Origin of the sequence: Ferribacterium limneticum, from assembly GCF_020510625.1 — a bacterium.
GTDB lineage: Bacteria > Pseudomonadota > Gammaproteobacteria > Burkholderiales > Rhodocyclaceae > Azonexus > Azonexus limneticus_A.
Genome location: NZ_CP075191.1, coordinates 3,139,425 through 3,157,131, shown reverse-complemented (window position 1 = coordinate 3,157,131; position 17,707 = coordinate 3,139,425). Strand labels below are relative to the sequence as shown.

The window sequence follows — 17,707 nt, the reverse complement described above, 5'->3', positions numbered from 1 at the left end:
TCTGCCATGCGCTACGCCATTGTTCCCGTCACGCCTTTTGAACAGAATTGCACCGTTTTCTGGTGCGAGAACACCCGCCAGGCGGTAGTGATCGACCCCGGTGGCGATATTGAGCGCATCCGGCGTCTGCTCGAAGACGAGAAATTGACGCTGGCCAAGATTCTCGTCACCCACGGCCATATCGACCATGCCGGCGGCGTTGCCGCGCTGGCCGAGCAGACCGGGGTGGCCATCGAAGGCCCGCATGAAGAAGATCGCTTCTGGATCGAAGGCATGCCGCAACAGAGCAAAATGTTCGGCTTCCCGAATGTCCGTAGCTTCGAACCGAATCGCTGGTTGAAAGCCGGCGACAAGGTGACGTTTGGCGAGGTTGAACTCGATGTCCTGCATTGCCCCGGCCACACGCCCGGCCACGTCGTTTTCTTCCATGCCCCGAGCCGGCTGGCGCAGGTCGGTGATGTGCTGTTTCAGGGCTCGATCGGTCGTACCGATTTCCCGCGCGGCGACCATGACACGCTGATCCGTTCAATCACGGAACAACTCTTCCCGCTGGGCGATGACATCGATTTCATCCCCGGCCACGGCCCGATGTCGACCTTTGGCGAAGAGCGCAAGTACAACCCCTTCCTCAGCGGCCGCTTCGGTTGATCAGTCGGCCGGCCTGATTTTCGCTGCCCAACTGTAGGCATCGAGTTGAGCATCGAGATAGCTATCGGCATCAATGCCGATTTTTTCCAGCAATGTCGCGGCCAGCTTCAAGTCGTGCCGGTCGGCAGCGTCGATCACGCTGAGCAATTGGCCCAGCGGGCCCTCATGTTCCGCCAGTGCCTTCTGGATGACAACGGGCAATGGAAGCTGATGCAGGATGTCCGAGACGGACATGTTGAGGAGGACGTCGAGCAGCGAGAAGGTGCCGATCATGAAAGCCGTGTCTTCCGGATTATCGAGCGCCGGTTCAAGCTTTCGTGCTAGTAGCTCGAGGATGCGGCCGCGCGAAGCGGCTTTCTGCAGCAACGGGGTTGGGTGTTGCCCGTTATTGGGATCCGAGTAGACCAGCAGTTGCAGCCAACGCTGCAACTGGCGGCGACCAAGCAGGTTGATCGCCTGGGCAAAGCTGGTAATCGGACTGCGTGGGGCCAGTGCCGCTGAATTGACCAGTCGGAGCAAGCTGTACGACAGCTTCGCTTCCTCGCGAAAAACGGTTTCAAGGGCGCCGGTATCGGCGTCGCCATCGATCAGGGTCAGCAATTTGAGCAGCTTGAGCCGGGTAATGTCGGCCTTGCTGTTGCTGGCCGTGCGCGTCAGCAGGAATTCGCTGGTCGAGAGTGCGCAGGCGTTGCCCAGCAGCCACTCGCGATCGCTGTGGGAATGCACGTCGGTGGCGACGACTGTGGTCCGACTGGCCATGCCGTGCAGCGTGAAGGGCGGCAGGCAGCGAGCGTGGCTGGCGCCGATCAGCAAATAATCCCAGGCGCCGGTCGCCGGCAGTTTGGCATTTGCCGATGCCGCGAGCCCGACCTTGCATTTGTTCTGGCGGAGCCGGGCTTCAAGTTGCTTGAGGGCTTCTTCGCTCTTGGGAGCGGATTGGGCCGCGAAAATGCTGACCGAGCGCTCGCCAAGGCGCACCGACACATTGCAAGTGCTGGATGCCGGCAGGAACCACGGCAGCCGTTGATCAAACTCGTCGAGTTGCGACGCAGCACAGAGCCGGGAAAGAATTTCATCATTGGCGCCGTCGGCTAGCTCGACCTTGTAACCCGACCATGCGTCATCAGCGCCGAGCAGTGGCTGGATGAAAACGGGGTCCGGATGGTTCATTGCACGTTCTCTTCGTTATTTTTGACAATGCTAACAAACTTGTCAGAGAGAGTCTTTGCGATAATTCAAAATTCTCTCCAAAAGTGGCTAAGCGTTGCGTCGCCGTATAATCAATGCATGCCCCCTGACTACTGGACCCAAGCGATCAGCGACTTGTCGCGCCATGATGCCGCCATGGCCGAACTGGTCGAGCGCTATGCCGGTTTGTCGCTCGTCTCACGCGGCGATGCCTTTGCGACACTGGCCCGCTCCATCGTCGGGCAGCAGATCTCGGTCAAGGCGGCTGATTCAGTGTGGCGGCGGTTTTCGGAGCAGGTGGGTAAGGTGACGCCGAGGCAAATCCTGGCGGTTGGTGAGAGCGGATTGGCCGGCTGCGGCTTGTCGAAACGGAAAACCGAATATCTGCGCGATCTGGCCGGCCATTTTTCCAGCGGGCAGCTTGACCCATCCACTTGGAGCGGGCTGGACGATGAAGCGATCATCGCCGAACTGGTCGCGGTCAGAGGCATCGGCCGGTGGACGGCCGAGATGTTTCTGATCTTCAACCTGATGCGCCCCGATGTCTTTCCACTCGACGATATCGGCCTGCAGCGCGCGGTCAACGAACGTTATTTCAAGGGTGAAAAACAGCCTCGCAAGATCCTGGCTGAATTCGGCGAACGCTGGCGGCCGTGGCGTTCTGTTGCGACCTGGTATCTGTGGCGCAGCCTGGACCCGGTGCCTGTCGAGTACTGAGGCGGTAGCCTTTCTACCTTTGGGGTAAAATGCGCCCCAACTTAGCAAACGAGCAGTCCATGAAAACAAGTTTCCTCGACTTCGAACAATCCATTGCCGATCTTGAAGCCAAGATCGAAGAGCTGCGTTTCGTGCAGGATGATTCCGCCGTCGACATCTCCGAAGAGATCGATCGTCTGGAGAAGAAGAGTGGTCAGCTGACCAAGGATATCTACGCCAAGTTGACGCCGTGGCAGATTTCCCAGGTGGCGCGCCATCCGCAGCGCCCTTACACGCTGGATTACCTGTCGCTGATCTTCACCGATTTCGAAGAGTTGCATGGTGATCGCGCTTTTTCCGACGACCACGCCATCGTTGGCGGTCTGGCCCGCTTCAACGGCCAGCCGGTCATGGTGATCGGCCATCAAAAAGGCCGCGACACCAAGGAAAAGATCTATCGCAACTTCGGCATGCCGCGTCCCGAAGGCTATCGCAAAGCCTTGCGCCTGATGAAGCTGGCCGAGAAATTCGGCATTCCGGTCATGACCTTCGTCGATACTCCGGGTGCCTATCCCGGCATCGATGCCGAGGAGCGCGGCCAGTCCGAAGCCATCGGTCGCAATCTGTATGTGATGGCCGAGTTGAAGGTGCCGGTCATTGTCACCATCATCGGTGAAGGCGGTTCCGGCGGTGCGCTGGCCATCGCGGTCGGCGACACCGTGCAGATGCTGCAATACTCAACTTATTCCGTAATTTCCCCGGAAGGCTGTGCCTCCATCCTGTGGAAAAGTGCCGAAAAGGCGCCGGAAGCCGCCGAAACCATGGGTATCACGGCGCATCGCCTGAAAACCCTGGGGTTGATCGACAAGATCGTCAGCGAACCGCTCGGCGGGGCTCATCGCGATCACGCGGCGATGGCGCAAAACCTCAAGAAAGCCCTGCAGGATGCCTTGAAGCAGTTGTCCGGGCAGTCCACCGCCGAATTGCTGGCAACACGCTACGAGCGGCTGATGAGCTATGGCCGTTTCAAGGAACAGCCTGTCAGCTGATCTGCATGCACAGGTCGGCAAATTTCTTGCGGCCCGTCTTGCCCCGGATGAACGCCTTGCGGTGGGGCTATCCGGCGGTTGTGACTCCGTCGTCCTGCTGCATCTTCTGAACCGGCTCGGGTTTGCCGGGCGGCTTGATGCCATCCATGTCCATCATGGACTCTCCCCGAATGCCGATGTCTGGGCACGGTTTTGTGCCGACTATTGCGCCAGGCTGGGTATTCCGTTGCTTATCCGCCATGTCTCCGTGGATACCGCTTCTGGCATGGGGCTGGAGGCAGCAGCGCGCCAGGCACGTTATGCAGTCTTTGCCGACTTGGCTACTGACTGCCTGTTACTGGGTCATCACCGTAGCGATCAGGCGGAAACCGTGCTATTCAATCTGTTGCGCGGCACTGGGGTGACCGGGGCTGCCGGAATGCCGGCGGAACGACAATTCGGCCGCTTGCGTTTGCTCAGGCCGCTCCTCACTAGCTCACGCGCCGAAATCGAAACCTATGCCCTGTCTGCAGGGCTGGACTGGATCGACGATGAAAGCAACGCAGATATCTCCTTGACGAGGAATTTTCTCCGCCACGAAGCCTTGGCTTCCCTCACCCAGCGTTTTCCCGCTGCAGAGGCATCGCTGGCGCAGGCTGCGGCCAATTTTGGTGAGGCAGCCGGTTTGCTGGATGAGCTGGCCGAGCAGGACTGGCAACGGGTTGGCGAGGGGGAGGAGGCACGTTTATCGGAAATGCGCTTGCTCTCATTGCCGCGCCTGAAGAATCTGTTGCGTTACCGCTTGCGCTGCCTCGGTTGGCAAGTGCCAGTTGCGACACGCCTCGATGAGTTTGCCCGCCAGTTGCAGTCGGCAGGCCCGGATCGGCATCCGGAACTGGTCTTGCCGGACGGCAAAATGCGCGCCGGACGGGGCTTGCTTCACTGGATGCCGGAAAAATAACAAACTGTTACCAAGCGCCTTTCCGCGGCGATTGGCCTTCAGTTACAATCAACAGATTACTTTCTTCATATACAGGCCATGATTACCGGATCCATTGTCGCCATCGTTACGCCCATGCATGAGGATGGCAGCCTCGATTTGAACTCCTTTCGCAACCTGCTCGACTTCCATGTGCAAGAAGGCACGGATGCCATCGTCGTCGTCGGCACGACTGGCGAATCGCCGACGGTCAACGTCGAAGAGCATTGTGAACTGATCAAGGTCGCCGTTGATCACATTGCCGGCCGCATTCCGGTGATCGCCGGTACTGGCGCCAATTCGACGGCTGAAGCCATCGAATTGACCGAGTTCGCCAAGAAGGCCGGTGCCAACATGGCGCTGTCGGTCGTGCCGTACTACAACAAGCCGACCCAGGAAGGCCTCTATCGCCACTTCAAGGCGATTGCCGAGGCGGTCGAACTGCCGGTTCTGCTCTACAACGTACCGGGCCGCACCGTGGCCGATATGTCCAATGACACCATCCTGCGTCTGGCTGAAGTGCCGGGTATCGTCGGCGTCAAGGACGCGACTGGCAACCTTGATCGGGCCTGCGATCTGATCGCCCGTGCCCCGAAGGATTTCGCGCTCTACACCGGTGATGACATGACGGCGGTAGCAACGATCAGCCTCGGTTTCCACGGCGACATCTCGGTGACGGCCAATGTGGCGCCGCGCCTGATGCACGAAATGTGTGTCGCGGCTGCCAGCGGCAATATCGCCAAGGCCCGGGAAATCCACTTCAAGCTGCTCGCCTTGCACCGTGATCTGTTCTGCGAAGCCAATCCGATTCCGGTCAAGTGGGCCGTGCACAAGCTGGGCCTGACGCCCAACGGCATCCGCCTGCCGTTAACTACGCTTTCCGAAGCCAACCAACCACGTATCCTGGCTGCGCTGCGCCAGGCTGGCCTGATCGCCTGACGGAGTAAAGAAAACATGAATCGTCGGCTTTCCGGCCTCGCCCTCTCTTTGCTGGCATTAGCGCTGGCCGGATGTGGCATTCTTCCTGATTCGCGCAAGATCGAATACAAATCAGCCGGCAAGGCGCCGACGCTCGAAATCCCGCCTGATCTGACGCAAGTGACGCGTGATGACCGCTATCTGGTGCCCGACGCGGCCGGCAAGGGAAGTGCGACTTTTTCGGCCTACAGCGCTGACCGGACGCCACTAGCCCAGGCCCAGAATTCCACAGTGTTGCCGCAGGTCGACAAGGTTCGCGTTGAGCGCTCCGGCAATCAGCGTTGGCTGGTCGTCGCCGTGCCAGCGGATAAGCTCTGGGATACGGTCAAGGATTTCTGGCAGGAAACCGGCTTCATCATTTCCGTCGAACGCCCCGAGGCCGGCGTGATGGAAACCGACTGGGCTGAAAATCGCGCCAAGATCGGCCAGGATTTCATTCGCAATACCCTTGGCCGCTTGCTGGACTCCCTTTATTCCACCGGCGAACGGGACAAGTTCCGTACCCGCTTCGAGCCGGGTGCTACCCCAGGAACGACGGATGTTTTCATCAGCCATCGGGGCATGGAGGAGGTCTATACCTCATCAGCCAAGGACGACACACGCTGGCAACCGCGTGCAGCCGATCCGGAGCTGGAAGCTGAAATGCTGCGTCGCCTGATGGTGCGCCTGGGCTCCGAAGAAAAGCGGGCTGAAGTTTCGCTTGCCGCTGCCAAGGCCGAACCGCGCGCCAAGTTGGCCAAGTCGGATGATGGCGCCGGAACCCTGGAAGTATTCGAGCGTTTCGACCGTACTTGGCGTCGTGTCGGACTGGCACTCGACCGTGTCGGATTTACGGTTGAAGACCGTGACCGTTCGCGTGGCCTTTACTTCGTGCGCTACGTCGATCCGGAGGTCGATAACCGCAAGAAGGACGATGGTTTCCTGTCCAAGCTGACATTCTGGAAGAGTGCTGAGCCGGCGAGTTCCAAGGTGCAGTACCGCATCTACGTCAGCGAAGAGGGTCAGCAGAGTGTCGTCAAGGTTCTGTCCAGCGAGGGCGGTACCGACAAGTCCGAAACTGCAAAGAAAATCCTCGGCCTGCTCCTCCAGCAATTGCAGTGATCCGTTTTGCCTCGCTCGGCAGTGGCAGCGCAGGCAATGCGCTGCTGGTCGAGCATGAGGCAACCTGCCTGATGCTCGACTGTGGCTTCGGGTTGCGGGAAACCGTAACCCGGCTGCAGCTTCTGGGCCGGCAGCCGGCCGATCTGTCCGGCATTCTTGTGACCCATGAGCATGGCGACCATGTTGGTGGCGTTTTCAGGCTGGCCCGTAAATTCGGGCTCCCGATATGGATGACGCATGGAACCTGGACTGCCTGCCGGGAAAATGATGCGGGCCTCGATTTGCGGATTATCGATAGCCACCGCTCCTTCTCTGTCGGTGATCTTGAGGTGTTGCCTTTTCCGGTACCGCACGATGCGCGGGAACCCGTTCAGTACGTATTCTCCTGCGCCAGTAGCCGTCTTGGGGTGTTGACCGATATCGGAGAAACAACGCCACACGTCTGCGATGTTTTGTCTGGCTGTGCCGGGCTGGTGCTTGAATTCAATCATGATGCCGGGATGCTGGAACGCTCGGCCTATCCGGCATCACTCAAACGGCGCATCGCCGGTCGTTACGGACATCTTGAAAATTCTGTAGCCGCTGTGTTTCTGGATTCGATTGACTGCTCAAGCCTCCAGCATCTGGTGGCAGCTCATCTGAGCGAACGCAACAATCGGCCGGAACTGGTAGTGGACCTGATTGCCGAGACGCTGGGGTGTTCGAATGAGTGGGTCGGCGTAGCGACGCCAGAACACGGGTTTGATTGGCGCAGTCTGGCGTAGGGAGTTTCAACAGGCAATAAAAAACGGGGCCGAAGCCCCGTTTTTCTTGAAAGCAAGAAGGATTACTTCTTGGCTTCCATGCCGGCCATGCCAGCTTGTTCAGCAGGCTTGGCAGCTTCCATACCGGCCATGCCAGCTTGTTCAGCAGGCTTGGCAGCTTCCATACCGGCCATGCCAGCTTGTTCAGCAGGCTTGGCGGCTTCCATGCCAGCCATACCAGCCGGTTGAGCAGCAGGAGCGGCAGCAGCCGGAGCCGGGGCCGGAGCGGCAGCTGCCGGCTCTTCCTTCTTGCCGCAAGCGGACAGTGCAACAGCGATCAGAGCAGCAACGAGAATAGACTTATTCATGGGGTTTCCTTATCGACAAGAACCAACAAAATCTGAGTTTTCAGAGATCAGGAGCTACCTGACCAGTCAAAGATTATAACAATATATTGTTCTTGTTGGGCATCGGTTGTTGCTCTGCATCATGGCAGTGGCGTATTAGAGACCCAAGGTGGTGGCGCTTACACTTTCACCGCCTTCCGTCCATATTTCACGAAAACGTGTCAAATACGGACGAATTTCGTCGATTTCATCGATCAGCAGTTTGCTGCGGGGCAGGTCGCGTTCGAAGCGGATCAGAGCATGTTTGTCATCGACGAGAATCATGCTGTCGCGCAAATGGGCCAGTTGCGGCGGGGTTTCCTGCACTGCAGCGAGATGGCCGTAGGCGCTCAGCAGTTTCAGCAATACCGGATGCTGCTGACGAAATGGCGACGCATTGCGTAGCGCTATCTGCAAGGTATCTTCGTGTCCGGCTTGCAGAATGCGCTTGATGTGGGTCTGGCGGGGTTCCGATTCCAGCTTCAGAGAGGACAGGTCTTCGTCGTAAATTCTGATTTCCTGGCTGGCAAAAGCCAACAGCCGGTCGAGTGCCGTCTGATAGTCTGCCCAGGAGGTGATTAATTCGCGAGCCATGGCGCTTAGTGTAACCGATTGATAGAATTCGCGCTTTTTCGGAGTTGACCGTGCCGATCGGGATTATCGAATCGCTGGACCACGAAGCACGGGGCATTACTCGCCAAGAGGGCAAGGCTATTTTTGTCGATGGTGCCTTGCCCGGTGAAACGGTCGAGTACGCCAGTTTCCGGAAAAAATCGAAGTTTGAGCTGGCCCATCTGGTCAGCGTGCTGAAGCCCTCTAATGCGCGTGTCGAGCCGCGCTGCCCCCATTTTGGCGTATGCGGTGGTTGTGCCATGCAGCACATGGAGCCATCAGCCCAAGTTGCCGCCAAGCAAAGGGTGCTTGAAGATAGCCTTTGGCACATCGGTCGCGTTCGTCCGGAAATGATGTTGCCGCCGATCCAGGGGGCGTCTTGGGGTTATCGGCATCGCGCCCGCCTGGCGGTTCGCCAAGTATCGAAAAATGGAGGCATGCTGATCGGTTTCCATGAATGGCGCAGTAGTTACATCGCCGACATTCGGAGTTGCGCCATTCTGCCGCCGCATGTCTCGGCTATGTTGATGCCACTGCGCGAGCTGCTCGGTGCCTTGTCGATCGCCGATCGTATCCGAGAGCTTGAAGTTGCGGTGGGCGAGCACTGCACGGCGCTGCTTTTGCGTATTCTTGACCCGTTGACTGCCGTCGATGAGCGCTTGTTGCGCGATTTCGCCGACCGCAACAACATCGTTTTTTACTTGCAGCTGAAGGGGCCGGATACGGTCTATCGCTTTTATCCGCAATCCGGGCCGCGTCTGTCGTACACGTTGCCTGAGTTTGGTCTGGAGTTTGATTTCAAGCCGACCGATTTCACGCAGGTCAATCATGCGGTCAATCGTGTGATGGTTCGCCGTGCCTTGCGCCTGCTCGATCCGCAGCCAGGTGAGCGGATTGCAGATATGTTTTGTGGGTTGGGTAATTTCACCCTGCCGATTGCCCGCTCCGGGGCGATGGTGGTCGGTGTTGAGGGTAGTGCTGCTTTGGTCCGGCGTGGACAGGAGAGTGCAGCGGCAAATGGATTGGCGGATCGTGTCGAATTCGGTGTGGCCAACCTGTTCGACTGTACTGAAGTGTCTCTGAATGCCCTTGGTCGTTTTGACAAGATGCTGATTGATCCGCCGCGTGAAGGCGCTGTTGAGCTGGTCCGTGCGCTCGGAAAGGATGCACCGCAGCGCATTGTCTATGTCTCCTGCAACCCAGGAACGCTCGCCCGCGATGCGGCGGTGCTGGTGACGGAGAAGGGTTACCGCTTTGTCTCGGCTGGTGCGGTCAATATGTTTCCACACACTGCGCATGTAGAGTCCATTGCCGTTTTCGAACGAGCATGATCGAAGGTCTCGTCAGCGCGTAAAAAAAGCGGCCTTGGCCGCCTTTTCGTTACCGGTGAAGGTGTTCAGTCTCGTTCGCCGGTGAAAGCCATGATCAGTTGCAGCAGGCTGACAAAAACGTTGTACACGTCCAGGTAAACCGCGAGGGTTGCGCTGACGTAGTTGGTTTCGCCACCCTGAACAATACGGCTGATGTCGTACAGGATATAGGCCGAGAAAATGCCGACGACTGCGACGGCGATGGTCAGCGATAGCGCCGGGATCTGGAAGAAGATATTGGCGACCGCAGCAAGCAGAACAACGATCATGCCAACGAAGAGGAACTTGCCCATGCCGGTGAAATCACGTTTGCTCACGGCGGCGATGGTCGACATCGTGAAGAAGACGGCACCCGTGCCGCCGGCGGCCATGGCGATCATTGAGCCGCCGTTGGAGAAACCAAGGGCAACCTGCAGGATGCGCGAGAGCATCAGCCCCATGAAAAAGGTGAAACCGAGCAGCAGGGCAACACCTAGACCGCTGTCCTTGTTCTTCTCAATGCCCCACATGAAACCCCAGGCAATCCCCATGAAGAGCAGGAAGGCCATGAACGGGCTACCCGCCAGGAAGCTGAATTCCATCTGGATGCCGACCAGTGCGCCAATGACCGTCGGCACCATGGACAGGCCGAGCAGCATATAGGTATTGCGCAGAACGCGGTTCTGCTGCAGTGCGAGCCCCGAAGTGCCTTGGTTGGCAATCTCGAAGTTGGTGTTCATGCGGGAGACTCCCTTGTGTTGTTTCGACAGATGCTAAGACTAACGGAGCGCGGGCTAAGTTTCAATTATTCATGGCTGGTGCCGCTGGGCAGAGTGGGTGATGGTTGTGGTATCATTCGCGCCCATTGGGTCTGTGGCAGAGCGGTTGAATGCACCGGTCTTGAAAACCGGCGTGGAGAAATCCATCGTGAGTTCGAATCTCACCGGACCCGCCAATTGCATTTTTAATTAATTGATTATTAATGTAATTTTGTGTTTTTTGAAAATTGGTGTGCCATTTGGTATGCCATTTTCTCTTGTGCGCAGTGTGGTGCTAAGGTCAGACAAGAGAGTGCTCTCTCGGCTGGACAAAGGCTTCTGCATTGTCTTCGCCAGCATGGGGTTGTGCATATACAGATCGAGCCATGCTTCCTAGTTGCTCGTCCCAGTGTGACCGGTAAGCGTTTGTGGATCGGTGCCATGAAGTTATTGGCGACAGTAAAGGACTCTAAGGTTGGCCCTTTGCCGGTCGGCTGCAGGCGATTATTAGAACTCGTCACTCCGGTTTCCATCGAATAACCCGATAACCTTTGTTCGCGCGAAATGTGACGTAAACAGAGCGAAAGCATCCGAGATCATCGACACGGCCGCGCCGCCACTCTTCGCAAATGCACTGAAAGGTGTGTGCGTCGAGAAAGGGGTACTGAATGGAAACGACTAGGTATCCGGGACCGTACTGTTCTCGAAACGGTACATACCCTTTCTTCTCCATCTTCGACTTCACGGCGACGACAAACTTGGACGCGAACTCATCGTCCATGTCTAGGAACGGGCCGTTCCCTACTGACACGTGAGTCTCGCCCAGTGTTGCGTAGGAATTCAGGTCTCTCGCATACGCCTCGTTCCAAAAGGCGGTGACGACTTCCACCCACCGCGTGGTTCGACCGGACCGAATGATTGCCTCAGGCGGGTCTGGTTCCGCAACCACTTCGAACGTAGAACGATGTCGGCGATTTAGCTCTTTGATGAGCAAGTCAACTTGGTAGCGCTCGTGTTTTTCCTTGATCAGGCTGCGCGGATTCGGCATTGCCAACTCTAACGCGGAAGTGAGCGGCCAGCGCGGCTTTTCGCGCAGGTCAGCTCGACTGACAGGTGTGCGCCCAGCATGGGCGCGATGTAATGGGGTGGAAGTCCCCTGTGGGAGTACCGAGCTTGTTGCATGCGACAAGGATAACCACTAGCCGAAGGCAAGGGCAAGTTCGTGAGGGCTTGTCTGGAGGAAGCCGGAGTGCAAATGCGCGAGGCGACGGACAGAAACTGCATAGAAGGCCGAGCAGGTCGAGGCGAGCTGGCACATGACAGCGAAGCCCACCGGTACGACCGGCACGGTAAATGCGGCGCTTGTGCGCGGAAACATCGCGTTCTTACCTGGGGAGATCTGCCGCGCAAGCGGAAACGGAAATTGAACGAAAGGTGGCCGGGTTGTGCCAGTCCCAAACGACCAGCGTCGATGCGGGCTGCCCCGCATCAAGGGCGACCGAAGCGGGCAGCAACGTTCAATGACGGATCAGCGCCTCGGCCAGCAATGGCTGAAGTGACGTGGCAGAAGTCAGCAGCGGTCATAGTAGCCGGCCGGGTTAGGGCCGGCGAAGGACCAAACAACGAAACACAAGGAGCAGACGGCATGATCTCGGCGAATCCGCATTATCCCCAGACGGGGAAGGCGAGCCGGCGAGCAAACCGCCCCGAGCCTTGAACCAAGACGAGACGAAAGAAGTGGCAACAAGCGAGTTACTGGCAGCGGTCCTCACCAGCGACAACCTGCGCAGCGCATGGAAACGCGTGAAAGCCAACAAAGGCGCGCCGGGCATAGACGGCATCGCCATAGAAGACTTTCCCGCCCACCTGCGGGCGCATTGGGAAGACTCCCGCCGCCAACTCGAAACCGGGCGCTATCGTCCGCTCGCCGTCCGCCGGGTAGAAATTCCCAAGGACGACGGCGGCAAGCGGCTGCTGGGTATCCCGACCGTGATGGACCGGGTCATCCAGCAAGCCATCGCCCAAGTGCTCACGCCGATCTTCGAACCGAGCTTCTCGGATTCGAGCTTCGGCTTCCGACCGGGCCGCAATGCCCACCAAGCGATTAAGCAGGTACAAGTGCACGTCAAGGACGGCTACGCCATCGCCGTGGACATCGACCTCGCCAAATTCTTTGATACCGTCAATCACGACGTGTTGATGAAAATACTCGGGCGAACGATCCACGACAAAGCGCTGCTGGCCCTGATCGGACGCTACCTGCGCGCCGGTGTGCTGGTCGGAGAGCACATTGAGCCCAGCGCCATCGGCACGCCACAAGGCGGGCCTTTGTCGCCGCTCCTGGCCAATATCCTGCTCAACGAACTTGACCACGAACTCGAAGGGCGCGGCCACCGCTTCGCCCGTTACGCCGACGACATGGTCATCCTGGTCAAAAGCCAGCGGGCAGGAGAACGAGTCATGCAAAGTTTGACGCGCTACTTGGAAGGACGACTGAAACTCAAACTCAACCCTGCCAAAAGCAAGGTTGCGAGAATGAGCGAGTGCGGCTTTCTGGGCTTCACCATCAATCGGGGCAAAATCCGCTGGCAGGAAAAGAAGCTGGCGGCATTCAAGCACCGCGTGAAGGAACTCACCGGCAGAAGCTGGGGAGTGTCGATGGCGTACCGGATGCACAAGTTGGGGCAATACGTGCGAGGCTGGCTGGGATACTTTGGCATCAGCGAGTACTACCGGCCGATCCCGGAACTGGACGAGTGGCTGAGAAGGCGCATCCGGATGTGCTATTGGAAACAATGGCGCTGGCCGCGTACGAAGATCAGCCACCTGCTGGCCTTGGGCGTCAGCCTGAAGACGGCGATCCAGCATGGCGTCAGCAGCAAGAGCTACTGGCACATGGCACGAACTCCGGCCATGCAGCAAGCGTTGAACAATGACTGGCTTCAGCGCCAGGGCGTACCGAGAATCAAGCAGTTATGGTGCAAGGTACAGGGCTACACGTCTTAGTCGAGCGAGCCATCTCGTTGAACCGCCCACTGCGGACCCGCACGGTGGGTGGTGTGGGGGCCGGGGGAGAGAAACCCCTGGCTACCCGATTAGCCGTCTTGGTTGCGCCAACGCTATTTAATGTTTGGGTAATCATCGTGGGGGAGAAAATAGTTCTCAATGAGAGCAAGGAAAAGCCTGTGACTACTATTTTGTGAAGTAAGGGTTTTCTTCGTAATTTCGATTACGGAAAGATCGCCCTTGCTCTTCTTTAGCCCCTCGGCACACAAATCAAAAACAATATCTTTCGACATGTGATGCGCAATGACGCAGACGTTGTTGATGCCTCCGTAATCTGACACTTTCGCGTTAAGTCTCATCACATTGCGAAGAAATTTGGCGTGCTCCGGATTACTTCGGCCTCGCTCGAAGCACACCTCATACAGGTATTTCGCCATCGACCAATCTCCTATTCAGCGATGAGGGCAGCGAAATGATACCAGTAAGCCGCAAACGCAAATAAAAGATGCCATGGAAATATTGGTGAAGGTTGCGGATAATCGCGGGTTCGCAAGAACAATTAAAACGTTGCAAAACCCATGGCAAATAAATTTCCAAACCACGCCTTCGTCAACGAATTCGCTGTTTTTTTAATCGATCTGGAGGAAAAAGAAATTGGCCAATTTTTTGGCCGTACCAAAGCATTCATGGTCAATTATGCGAGAGGCTACGAACTGCCAGGCCCGATCCGGCTCGTCTTGGACAATAGCCTCATTCAAGCTTACAAGCATAAAAAAACTGACCGATCACGCGGGATCGACGCACTAGCCTATACCGCATTCTGCCGCTTCGTGTCAGGTTGGAGCGATCGCTCAGTTTGTCTAGTGTTGTCGCCGATGGCAATCTATGAGCATCTCGGTCGGCGCCTTCCGGCATCGCTTAAGGCGCTCGAATGTGCTGTGGAAGAGGTGTTCGGGCTGTTAAGCGACACACGCCTGCCAGTCAGGCTATTAGGGTTCGACGACGGCGAATCCCTTCTTGCCACCCTGACTGATATTGCCGCCGATGAGGCGTATCTGACCGACTTCGTGAAAAACCTCGACAAGGCCAACTGGCAGGCCGATCTCAAAGCACCAATCGGAGTCAAAATTCCGCTCTCCATAGCGATGAGCAGCCTACCCGAGTCCATGCCTCTTTGCTATTTCAGCAAGCTTTACGTGAATGAAGTTCTGGCATCACGAATCGAACAACACATCGTCCGACAGTCAAATCATGATCCGGCAGCCAGGCCAATCTGTAGCGGCGAGTTATCAAAAAGTCTGGCTGCCCTGAACACTTTCAAAAAAAATGGTCTGTTCAAAGGACTGGGCGATATTGATATTTTGTCGATCTGCGACGTTAGCCGCCAGTTTCAGCAATCGGCCGGCGATGTCTGGATAGGACAGACTCTCGATAAGGGGTTGGCCGAGGTATTGGTGCGCCGACACATCTATTCGGTGAGTCGGGGTGTGGATATGGGACACCCGGAGAAGGAAAAGCAGATCAGCGCCATGTTGGAGCTGATGCGGTCCAACCCATTTTCCGAACAGGACAGGCTTGCCGAGAGACTTCGGCCAATGATCTTGAATTTCTTGGATACGCTCGTCGATGTGTGCAAGGCAGCGACTCTCTAGCTATGAATCGCCATATGGGCCAAGCTAGTTGGGACGATTTTGCCCAGATGAATGACAAATAGTTTGCCTTGGGCAAGAATTGCGTCTTTCCTTTGAACAATGAGCCCTCCGTGATCGAGTCCAAATACATTTCCGGCGCAGCTATTCCCAAGTCCGATTCTGCGGTTTCAGAAATGGTTGAGGATTACGGTCTTGAGGGTGGTGGCAAGGACATGGAAATAGCCATCGAAAATCCCGAGGGCAAGCTTTACCGTGTGCTGACTACAACCGGCATGGGCGCTTTCATGCATGTGACTCAAGGGATGCTCGGTTTCGGATTTGTAGACAAGCTTGTAAATGACTTCAGTGGCAAAAGCCGCTACGACGCCTGGTTTGTTTCAACCCCGCTAGTTCTGGCAATTCAATCTCCCGAGACTGCAGCGAAGCCGGAAATCAACGCTGCAACGGACATTTTGGATGCACTAGAGACGCTTGAGCAACTCCCTGAGACTGAACGGCAAGCGGTTATTTTGAGTCGGGTCGGTCAAGGAAAATTCCGCGATCAATTAATCGCTTATTGGAAGAAATGCGCGGTCACTGATGCTGCTTGCGTCTCTCTACTCAAGGCGTCACATATCAAACCTTGGCGCGATGCGAGCAATGAGGAGCGCCTGGACCCGTTCAATGGATTGTTGTTGTCACCAAATATCGATGCAGCTTTCGATGCCGGCTATGTGACTTTCGATCCCAACGGAAAAATCGTCTTGTCCCACGAGATAGAGGGAGCGACAGCGTACCAACTGCACATAAACGGTAAATTGCGGATTAACGCCAAGCTTCTGACCGACAAGCATCAGGCATTTCTTGAATATCATCGGGTTCACGTGTTCCGAGGGTAAGGCCGCCGCTTGCAATTGGCAGAGTTTCAGGTGCCAGAAATTAACCTAAAACCTTCGTAGACAATCTATGACGAAAGCAATAAATTTGCGTTTATCATAAGCCGAACGGCTCATGAAATGCTTATTTCATAACAAGTCGGCTGTAATGAAATATGAATATCCTTGGCGACCGGACAAGTCGAAAGGGATTGCTCATGGACCGCCAATATTTCCTGGTCACAGCGTTACTGATGGCGGCCGTGAGCCTGCCGAGTCATGCCGTGACCGTCGATGAGGCGCGGGCCAAGGCACTCAAATGGTTGGTCCAGACTCAGAAGGGGGACGGTTCTTTCAGCGGTCTCCAAGGGCTTGATACCCAAGCTACCGCCGCTTCGGTTGAGGCAATGATTGCCGGCGGCATGAGCAAATCGCCGCAGTATGGCCGGGCGCTATCCTGGCTGGCCAACGCGCCCGGTGCCAGCGTCGATTCCCGCGCTTGGCAGGCGATGGCCCTAGTGGCTGCTGGCCGCGATGCCACGACCGTCGCGGGAACGCTTCGTGACGAACGTAACACTTCAGTCGCCAAGGCCGGGGCTGTCTCGACTGGCGTAGCCCTTTGGGGGCCGTTCCCTGGATATTCTGCCAGTCTGCCGGATACAGCGCTCGCCTATGGTGCCATTCGCAGTGCCGGCGTTTCCTATTCAGGCGATACCACCGAGTTGACGGTCACCGTCCTCTGCCAGACACTCAATGCGCAACTGACGACGGCCCCGTGGAGTGGTAGCTGGCCGTACGCCCTACCCGAAAATGGTCAACCGTCGCACGCCCTTAACGGCTCGCTTAGCGCGACCGCACTGACCCTGTTTGAACTCAAGAAACAGCGTCAGGCCAATCGTTTTCTCGGGGGCAGTGCCTGTTCACGGACATCGCCGTCGGCCGTCGATACCGGCATCACCAATGCGAAGACCTGGCTTCTCGCCCAAGCCAATGGCGATGGTGCTTTTGCCGAGCGAAGCCCGCAGAGCGGCACCTTGGAGACCCCAAGTCCGGTCGCGACGGCACTAGCCGTGCGAGCACTTGCCCTGTTCGCCGCGGAAGGGGATGTCACTGCCGGCACCGCTGTCACCAAGGCACAAACCTGGCTGGCCACGCAACAAAATACCGATGGTAGTTGGCGTGGTGATCCCTTCGTCACGGCCCGCGTGCTGGCTGCTTTGCCGGTTGCCAGCGGTGCGCAGATTGCCGATGCCGACAACGACGGCTTGCCCGATGTCGTAGAGCAGCAACTGGGCACCCAGACCGCCGTGGCGGATGCGCAGAGCCCATTGGCGACCAACGGTAATGCTCAGTCCGGGGTCACGGCAAGCTCCTTCGCTGTCGTTGCCACCTTGGGTCAAGCTTTCACCTACAGCTTGACCCCCAGCGCCGGAACAGCGCCGTTCAATTTCACCAAAACCGATGGCGTTCTCCCGCCTGGTCTCACCGTGGCCGCCAATGGCACGGTTAGTGGCACGCCAACCAGCGTCGGCAGCTACGCTTTCGATTACGAAATTACCGATGCCGCCGGGCTTAGCACCTTGCTCATCGGTCGTATCGACGTTGCCGAGTTAGTCGCCAGCGGTGGCAATGCAGATGTTCCCATCCCGGCCTGGGCGCTCGTCGCCCTTGGTGGGGCGCTGCTGACCGCCATTCGCCGCAAGTCCGCTTGAGCGGCCGCCCGACTTCG

At 57.3% G+C, this 17,707-nt stretch carries 19 protein-coding genes and 1 tRNA gene; 13 read left to right on the top strand and 7 right to left on the bottom strand.

The genetic code is table 11. From position 1 onward, the window contains the following. Nucleotides 1–6: 6 nt before the first annotated feature. A complete protein-coding gene (locus KI617_RS15160) occupies nucleotides 7–648 on the top strand; it encodes an MBL fold metallo-hydrolase (protein WP_226447652.1) in 642 nt (213 codons plus the stop codon). On the opposite strand, the gene KI617_RS15155 is transcribed toward KI617_RS15160, so the two are convergent. Next, nucleotides 649–1,818, bottom strand: a complete 1,170-nt coding sequence (locus KI617_RS15155; protein ID WP_226447650.1) for an EAL and HDOD domain-containing protein — start codon at nucleotides 1,816–1,818, stop codon at nucleotides 649–651. Nucleotides 1,819–1,935: 117 nt separating this feature from the next. Here KI617_RS15155 and KI617_RS15150 point away from each other — a divergent pair, with 117 nt between their 5' ends. The 6 genes from KI617_RS15150 to KI617_RS15125 all read left to right on the top strand — a co-directional run bounded on the left by KI617_RS15150 (nucleotide 1,936) and on the right by KI617_RS15125 (nucleotide 7,382). Continuing rightward, entirely contained in the window at nucleotides 1,936–2,553 is a 618-nt protein-coding gene (locus tag KI617_RS15150) for a DNA-3-methyladenine glycosylase family protein (RefSeq protein WP_226447648.1), read from the top strand. A gap of 59 nt (nucleotides 2,554–2,612) precedes the next feature. Then, a complete protein-coding gene (locus tag KI617_RS15145; protein ID WP_226447646.1) occupies nucleotides 2,613–3,581 on the top strand; it encodes an acetyl-CoA carboxylase carboxyltransferase subunit alpha in 969 nt (322 codons plus the stop codon). After that, the gene (gene tilS, locus KI617_RS15140) at nucleotides 3,550–4,521 is read left to right on the top strand and encodes a tRNA lysidine(34) synthetase TilS (RefSeq protein WP_226447644.1); all 972 of its coding nucleotides are present in this window, start codon (nucleotides 3,550–3,552) and stop codon (nucleotides 4,519–4,521) included. Before KI617_RS15145 ends, tilS begins: the two co-directional genes overlap by 32 nt. Before the next feature lie 78 nt (nucleotides 4,522–4,599). Next, a complete protein-coding gene (dapA, locus tag KI617_RS15135; protein WP_226447642.1) occupies nucleotides 4,600–5,478 on the top strand; it encodes a 4-hydroxy-tetrahydrodipicolinate synthase in 879 nt (292 codons plus the stop codon). A gap of 15 nt (nucleotides 5,479–5,493) precedes the next feature. Next, nucleotides 5,494–6,618: an outer membrane protein assembly factor BamC gene (gene bamC, locus KI617_RS15130; protein WP_226447640.1), complete on the top strand. Its 1,125-nt coding sequence runs from the start codon at nucleotides 5,494–5,496 to the stop codon at nucleotides 6,616–6,618. After that, a complete protein-coding gene (locus tag KI617_RS15125) occupies nucleotides 6,615–7,382 on the top strand; it encodes an MBL fold metallo-hydrolase (RefSeq protein ID WP_226447638.1) in 768 nt (255 codons plus the stop codon). The genes bamC and KI617_RS15125 overlap by 4 nt, the downstream gene beginning before the upstream one ends. A 62-nt stretch (nucleotides 7,383–7,444) precedes the next feature. Here KI617_RS15125 and KI617_RS15120 read toward each other — a convergent pair whose 3' ends face one another. Next, complete coding sequence (locus KI617_RS15120) at nucleotides 7,445–7,729, bottom strand: hypothetical protein (protein WP_226447636.1); 285 nt, start codon at nucleotides 7,727–7,729, stop codon at nucleotides 7,445–7,447. Between the two features lie 135 nt (nucleotides 7,730–7,864). Further along, a complete protein-coding gene (locus KI617_RS15115) occupies nucleotides 7,865–8,341 on the bottom strand; it encodes a DUF7931 domain-containing protein (protein ID WP_226447634.1) in 477 nt (158 codons plus the stop codon). A gap of 50 nt (nucleotides 8,342–8,391) precedes the next feature. Between KI617_RS15115 and rlmD the strand changes: the two genes are divergently transcribed. Continuing rightward, nucleotides 8,392–9,690, top strand: coding sequence for a 23S rRNA (uracil(1939)-C(5))-methyltransferase RlmD (rlmD, locus tag KI617_RS15110; protein ID WP_226447632.1), 1,299 nt, complete (start codon nucleotides 8,392–8,394; stop codon nucleotides 9,688–9,690). Between the two features lie 65 nt (nucleotides 9,691–9,755). Here the strand turns inward: rlmD and KI617_RS15105 are convergent, their stop codons facing one another. Next, nucleotides 9,756–10,448, bottom strand: a complete 693-nt coding sequence (locus tag KI617_RS15105; protein ID WP_226447630.1) for a Bax inhibitor-1/YccA family protein — start codon at nucleotides 10,446–10,448, stop codon at nucleotides 9,756–9,758. A gap of 127 nt (nucleotides 10,449–10,575) precedes the next feature. On the opposite strand from KI617_RS15105, the gene KI617_RS15100 reads away from it, so the two are divergent. Next, a tRNA-Ser gene (locus KI617_RS15100) sits at nucleotides 10,576–10,663 on the top strand. 320 nt (nucleotides 10,664–10,983) lie between these two features. Here KI617_RS15100 and KI617_RS15095 read toward each other — a convergent pair. Both KI617_RS15095 and KI617_RS15090 read right to left on the bottom strand, forming a co-directional pair. Beyond that, nucleotides 10,984–11,514 carry a hypothetical protein gene (locus tag KI617_RS15095; protein WP_226447628.1) on the bottom strand — a complete coding sequence of 177 codons (531 nt, stop codon included), beginning with the start codon at nucleotides 11,512–11,514 and terminating at the stop codon, nucleotides 10,984–10,986. 150 nt (nucleotides 11,515–11,664) lie between these two features. Next, the gene (locus KI617_RS15090) at nucleotides 11,665–11,844 is read right to left on the bottom strand and encodes a hypothetical protein (RefSeq protein ID WP_226446900.1); all 180 of its coding nucleotides are present in this window, start codon (nucleotides 11,842–11,844) and stop codon (nucleotides 11,665–11,667) included. A gap of 425 nt (nucleotides 11,845–12,269) precedes the next feature. Here KI617_RS15090 and ltrA point away from each other — a divergent pair, with 425 nt between their 5' ends. Further along, entirely contained in the window at nucleotides 12,270–13,472 is a 1,203-nt protein-coding gene (gene ltrA / locus KI617_RS15085; protein ID WP_404826712.1) for a group II intron reverse transcriptase/maturase, read from the top strand. Nucleotides 13,473–13,585: 113 nt separating this feature from the next. Here the strand turns inward: ltrA and KI617_RS15080 are convergent, their stop codons facing one another. Next, on the bottom strand, nucleotides 13,586–13,909 hold the full coding sequence (locus KI617_RS15080) for a hypothetical protein (RefSeq protein ID WP_226447626.1): 324 nt from the start codon (nucleotides 13,907–13,909) through the stop codon (nucleotides 13,586–13,588). A 141-nt stretch (nucleotides 13,910–14,050) separates the two neighbouring features. Here KI617_RS15080 and KI617_RS15075 point away from each other — a divergent pair, with 141 nt between their 5' ends. From KI617_RS15075 to KI617_RS15065, 3 genes are all read left to right on the top strand, one after another. Continuing rightward, the gene (locus KI617_RS15075; RefSeq protein ID WP_226447624.1) at nucleotides 14,051–15,124 is read left to right on the top strand and encodes a hypothetical protein; all 1,074 of its coding nucleotides are present in this window, start codon (nucleotides 14,051–14,053) and stop codon (nucleotides 15,122–15,124) included. A gap of 110 nt (nucleotides 15,125–15,234) precedes the next feature. Further along, entirely contained in the window at nucleotides 15,235–16,002 is a 768-nt protein-coding gene (locus KI617_RS15070; RefSeq protein ID WP_226447622.1) for an HNH endonuclease, read from the top strand. A gap of 194 nt (nucleotides 16,003–16,196) precedes the next feature. Beyond that, nucleotides 16,197–17,690 carry a putative Ig domain-containing protein gene (locus KI617_RS15065; RefSeq protein ID WP_226447620.1) on the top strand — a complete coding sequence of 498 codons (1,494 nt, stop codon included), beginning with the start codon at nucleotides 16,197–16,199 and terminating at the stop codon, nucleotides 17,688–17,690. Nucleotides 17,691–17,707 lie beyond the last annotated feature (17 nt).

Bases quoted from the DNA above. Each gene is read 5' to 3' on its own strand.
- KI617_RS15095 (WP_226447628.1), bottom strand. From the start codon at position 11,514: ATGCCGAATCCGCGCAGCCTGATCAAGGAAAAACACGAGCGCTACCAA.
- bamC (WP_226447640.1), top strand. From the start codon at position 5,494: ATGAATCGTCGGCTTTCCGGCCTCGCCCTCTCTTTGCTGGCATTAGCG.
- KI617_RS15105 (WP_226447630.1), bottom strand. From the start codon at position 10,448: ATGAACACCAACTTCGAGATTGCCAACCAAGGCACTTCGGGGCTCGCA.
- dapA (WP_226447642.1), top strand. From the start codon at position 4,600: ATGATTACCGGATCCATTGTCGCCATCGTTACGCCCATGCATGAGGAT.
- KI617_RS15090 (WP_226446900.1), bottom strand. From the start codon at position 11,844: ATGTTTCCGCGCACAAGCGCCGCATTTACCGTGCCGGTCGTACCGGTG.
- KI617_RS15150 (WP_226447648.1), top strand. From the start codon at position 1,936: ATGCCCCCTGACTACTGGACCCAAGCGATCAGCGACTTGTCGCGCCAT.
- KI617_RS15075 (WP_226447624.1), top strand. From the start codon at position 14,051: ATGGCAAATAAATTTCCAAACCACGCCTTCGTCAACGAATTCGCTGTT.
- KI617_RS15115 (WP_226447634.1), bottom strand. From the start codon at position 8,341: ATGGCTCGCGAATTAATCACCTCCTGGGCAGACTATCAGACGGCACTC.
- KI617_RS15120 (WP_226447636.1), bottom strand. From the start codon at position 7,729: ATGAATAAGTCTATTCTCGTTGCTGCTCTGATCGCTGTTGCACTGTCC.
- KI617_RS15145 (WP_226447646.1), top strand. From the start codon at position 2,613: ATGAAAACAAGTTTCCTCGACTTCGAACAATCCATTGCCGATCTTGAA.
- KI617_RS15080 (WP_226447626.1), bottom strand. From the start codon at position 13,909: ATGGCGAAATACCTGTATGAGGTGTGCTTCGAGCGAGGCCGAAGTAAT.
- KI617_RS15160 (WP_226447652.1), top strand. From the start codon at position 7: ATGCGCTACGCCATTGTTCCCGTCACGCCTTTTGAACAGAATTGCACC.
- KI617_RS15155 (WP_226447650.1), bottom strand. From the start codon at position 1,818: ATGAACCATCCGGACCCCGTTTTCATCCAGCCACTGCTCGGCGCTGAT.
- KI617_RS15065 (WP_226447620.1), top strand. From the start codon at position 16,197: ATGGACCGCCAATATTTCCTGGTCACAGCGTTACTGATGGCGGCCGTG.
- tilS (WP_226447644.1), top strand. From the start codon at position 3,550: ATGGCCGTTTCAAGGAACAGCCTGTCAGCTGATCTGCATGCACAGGTC.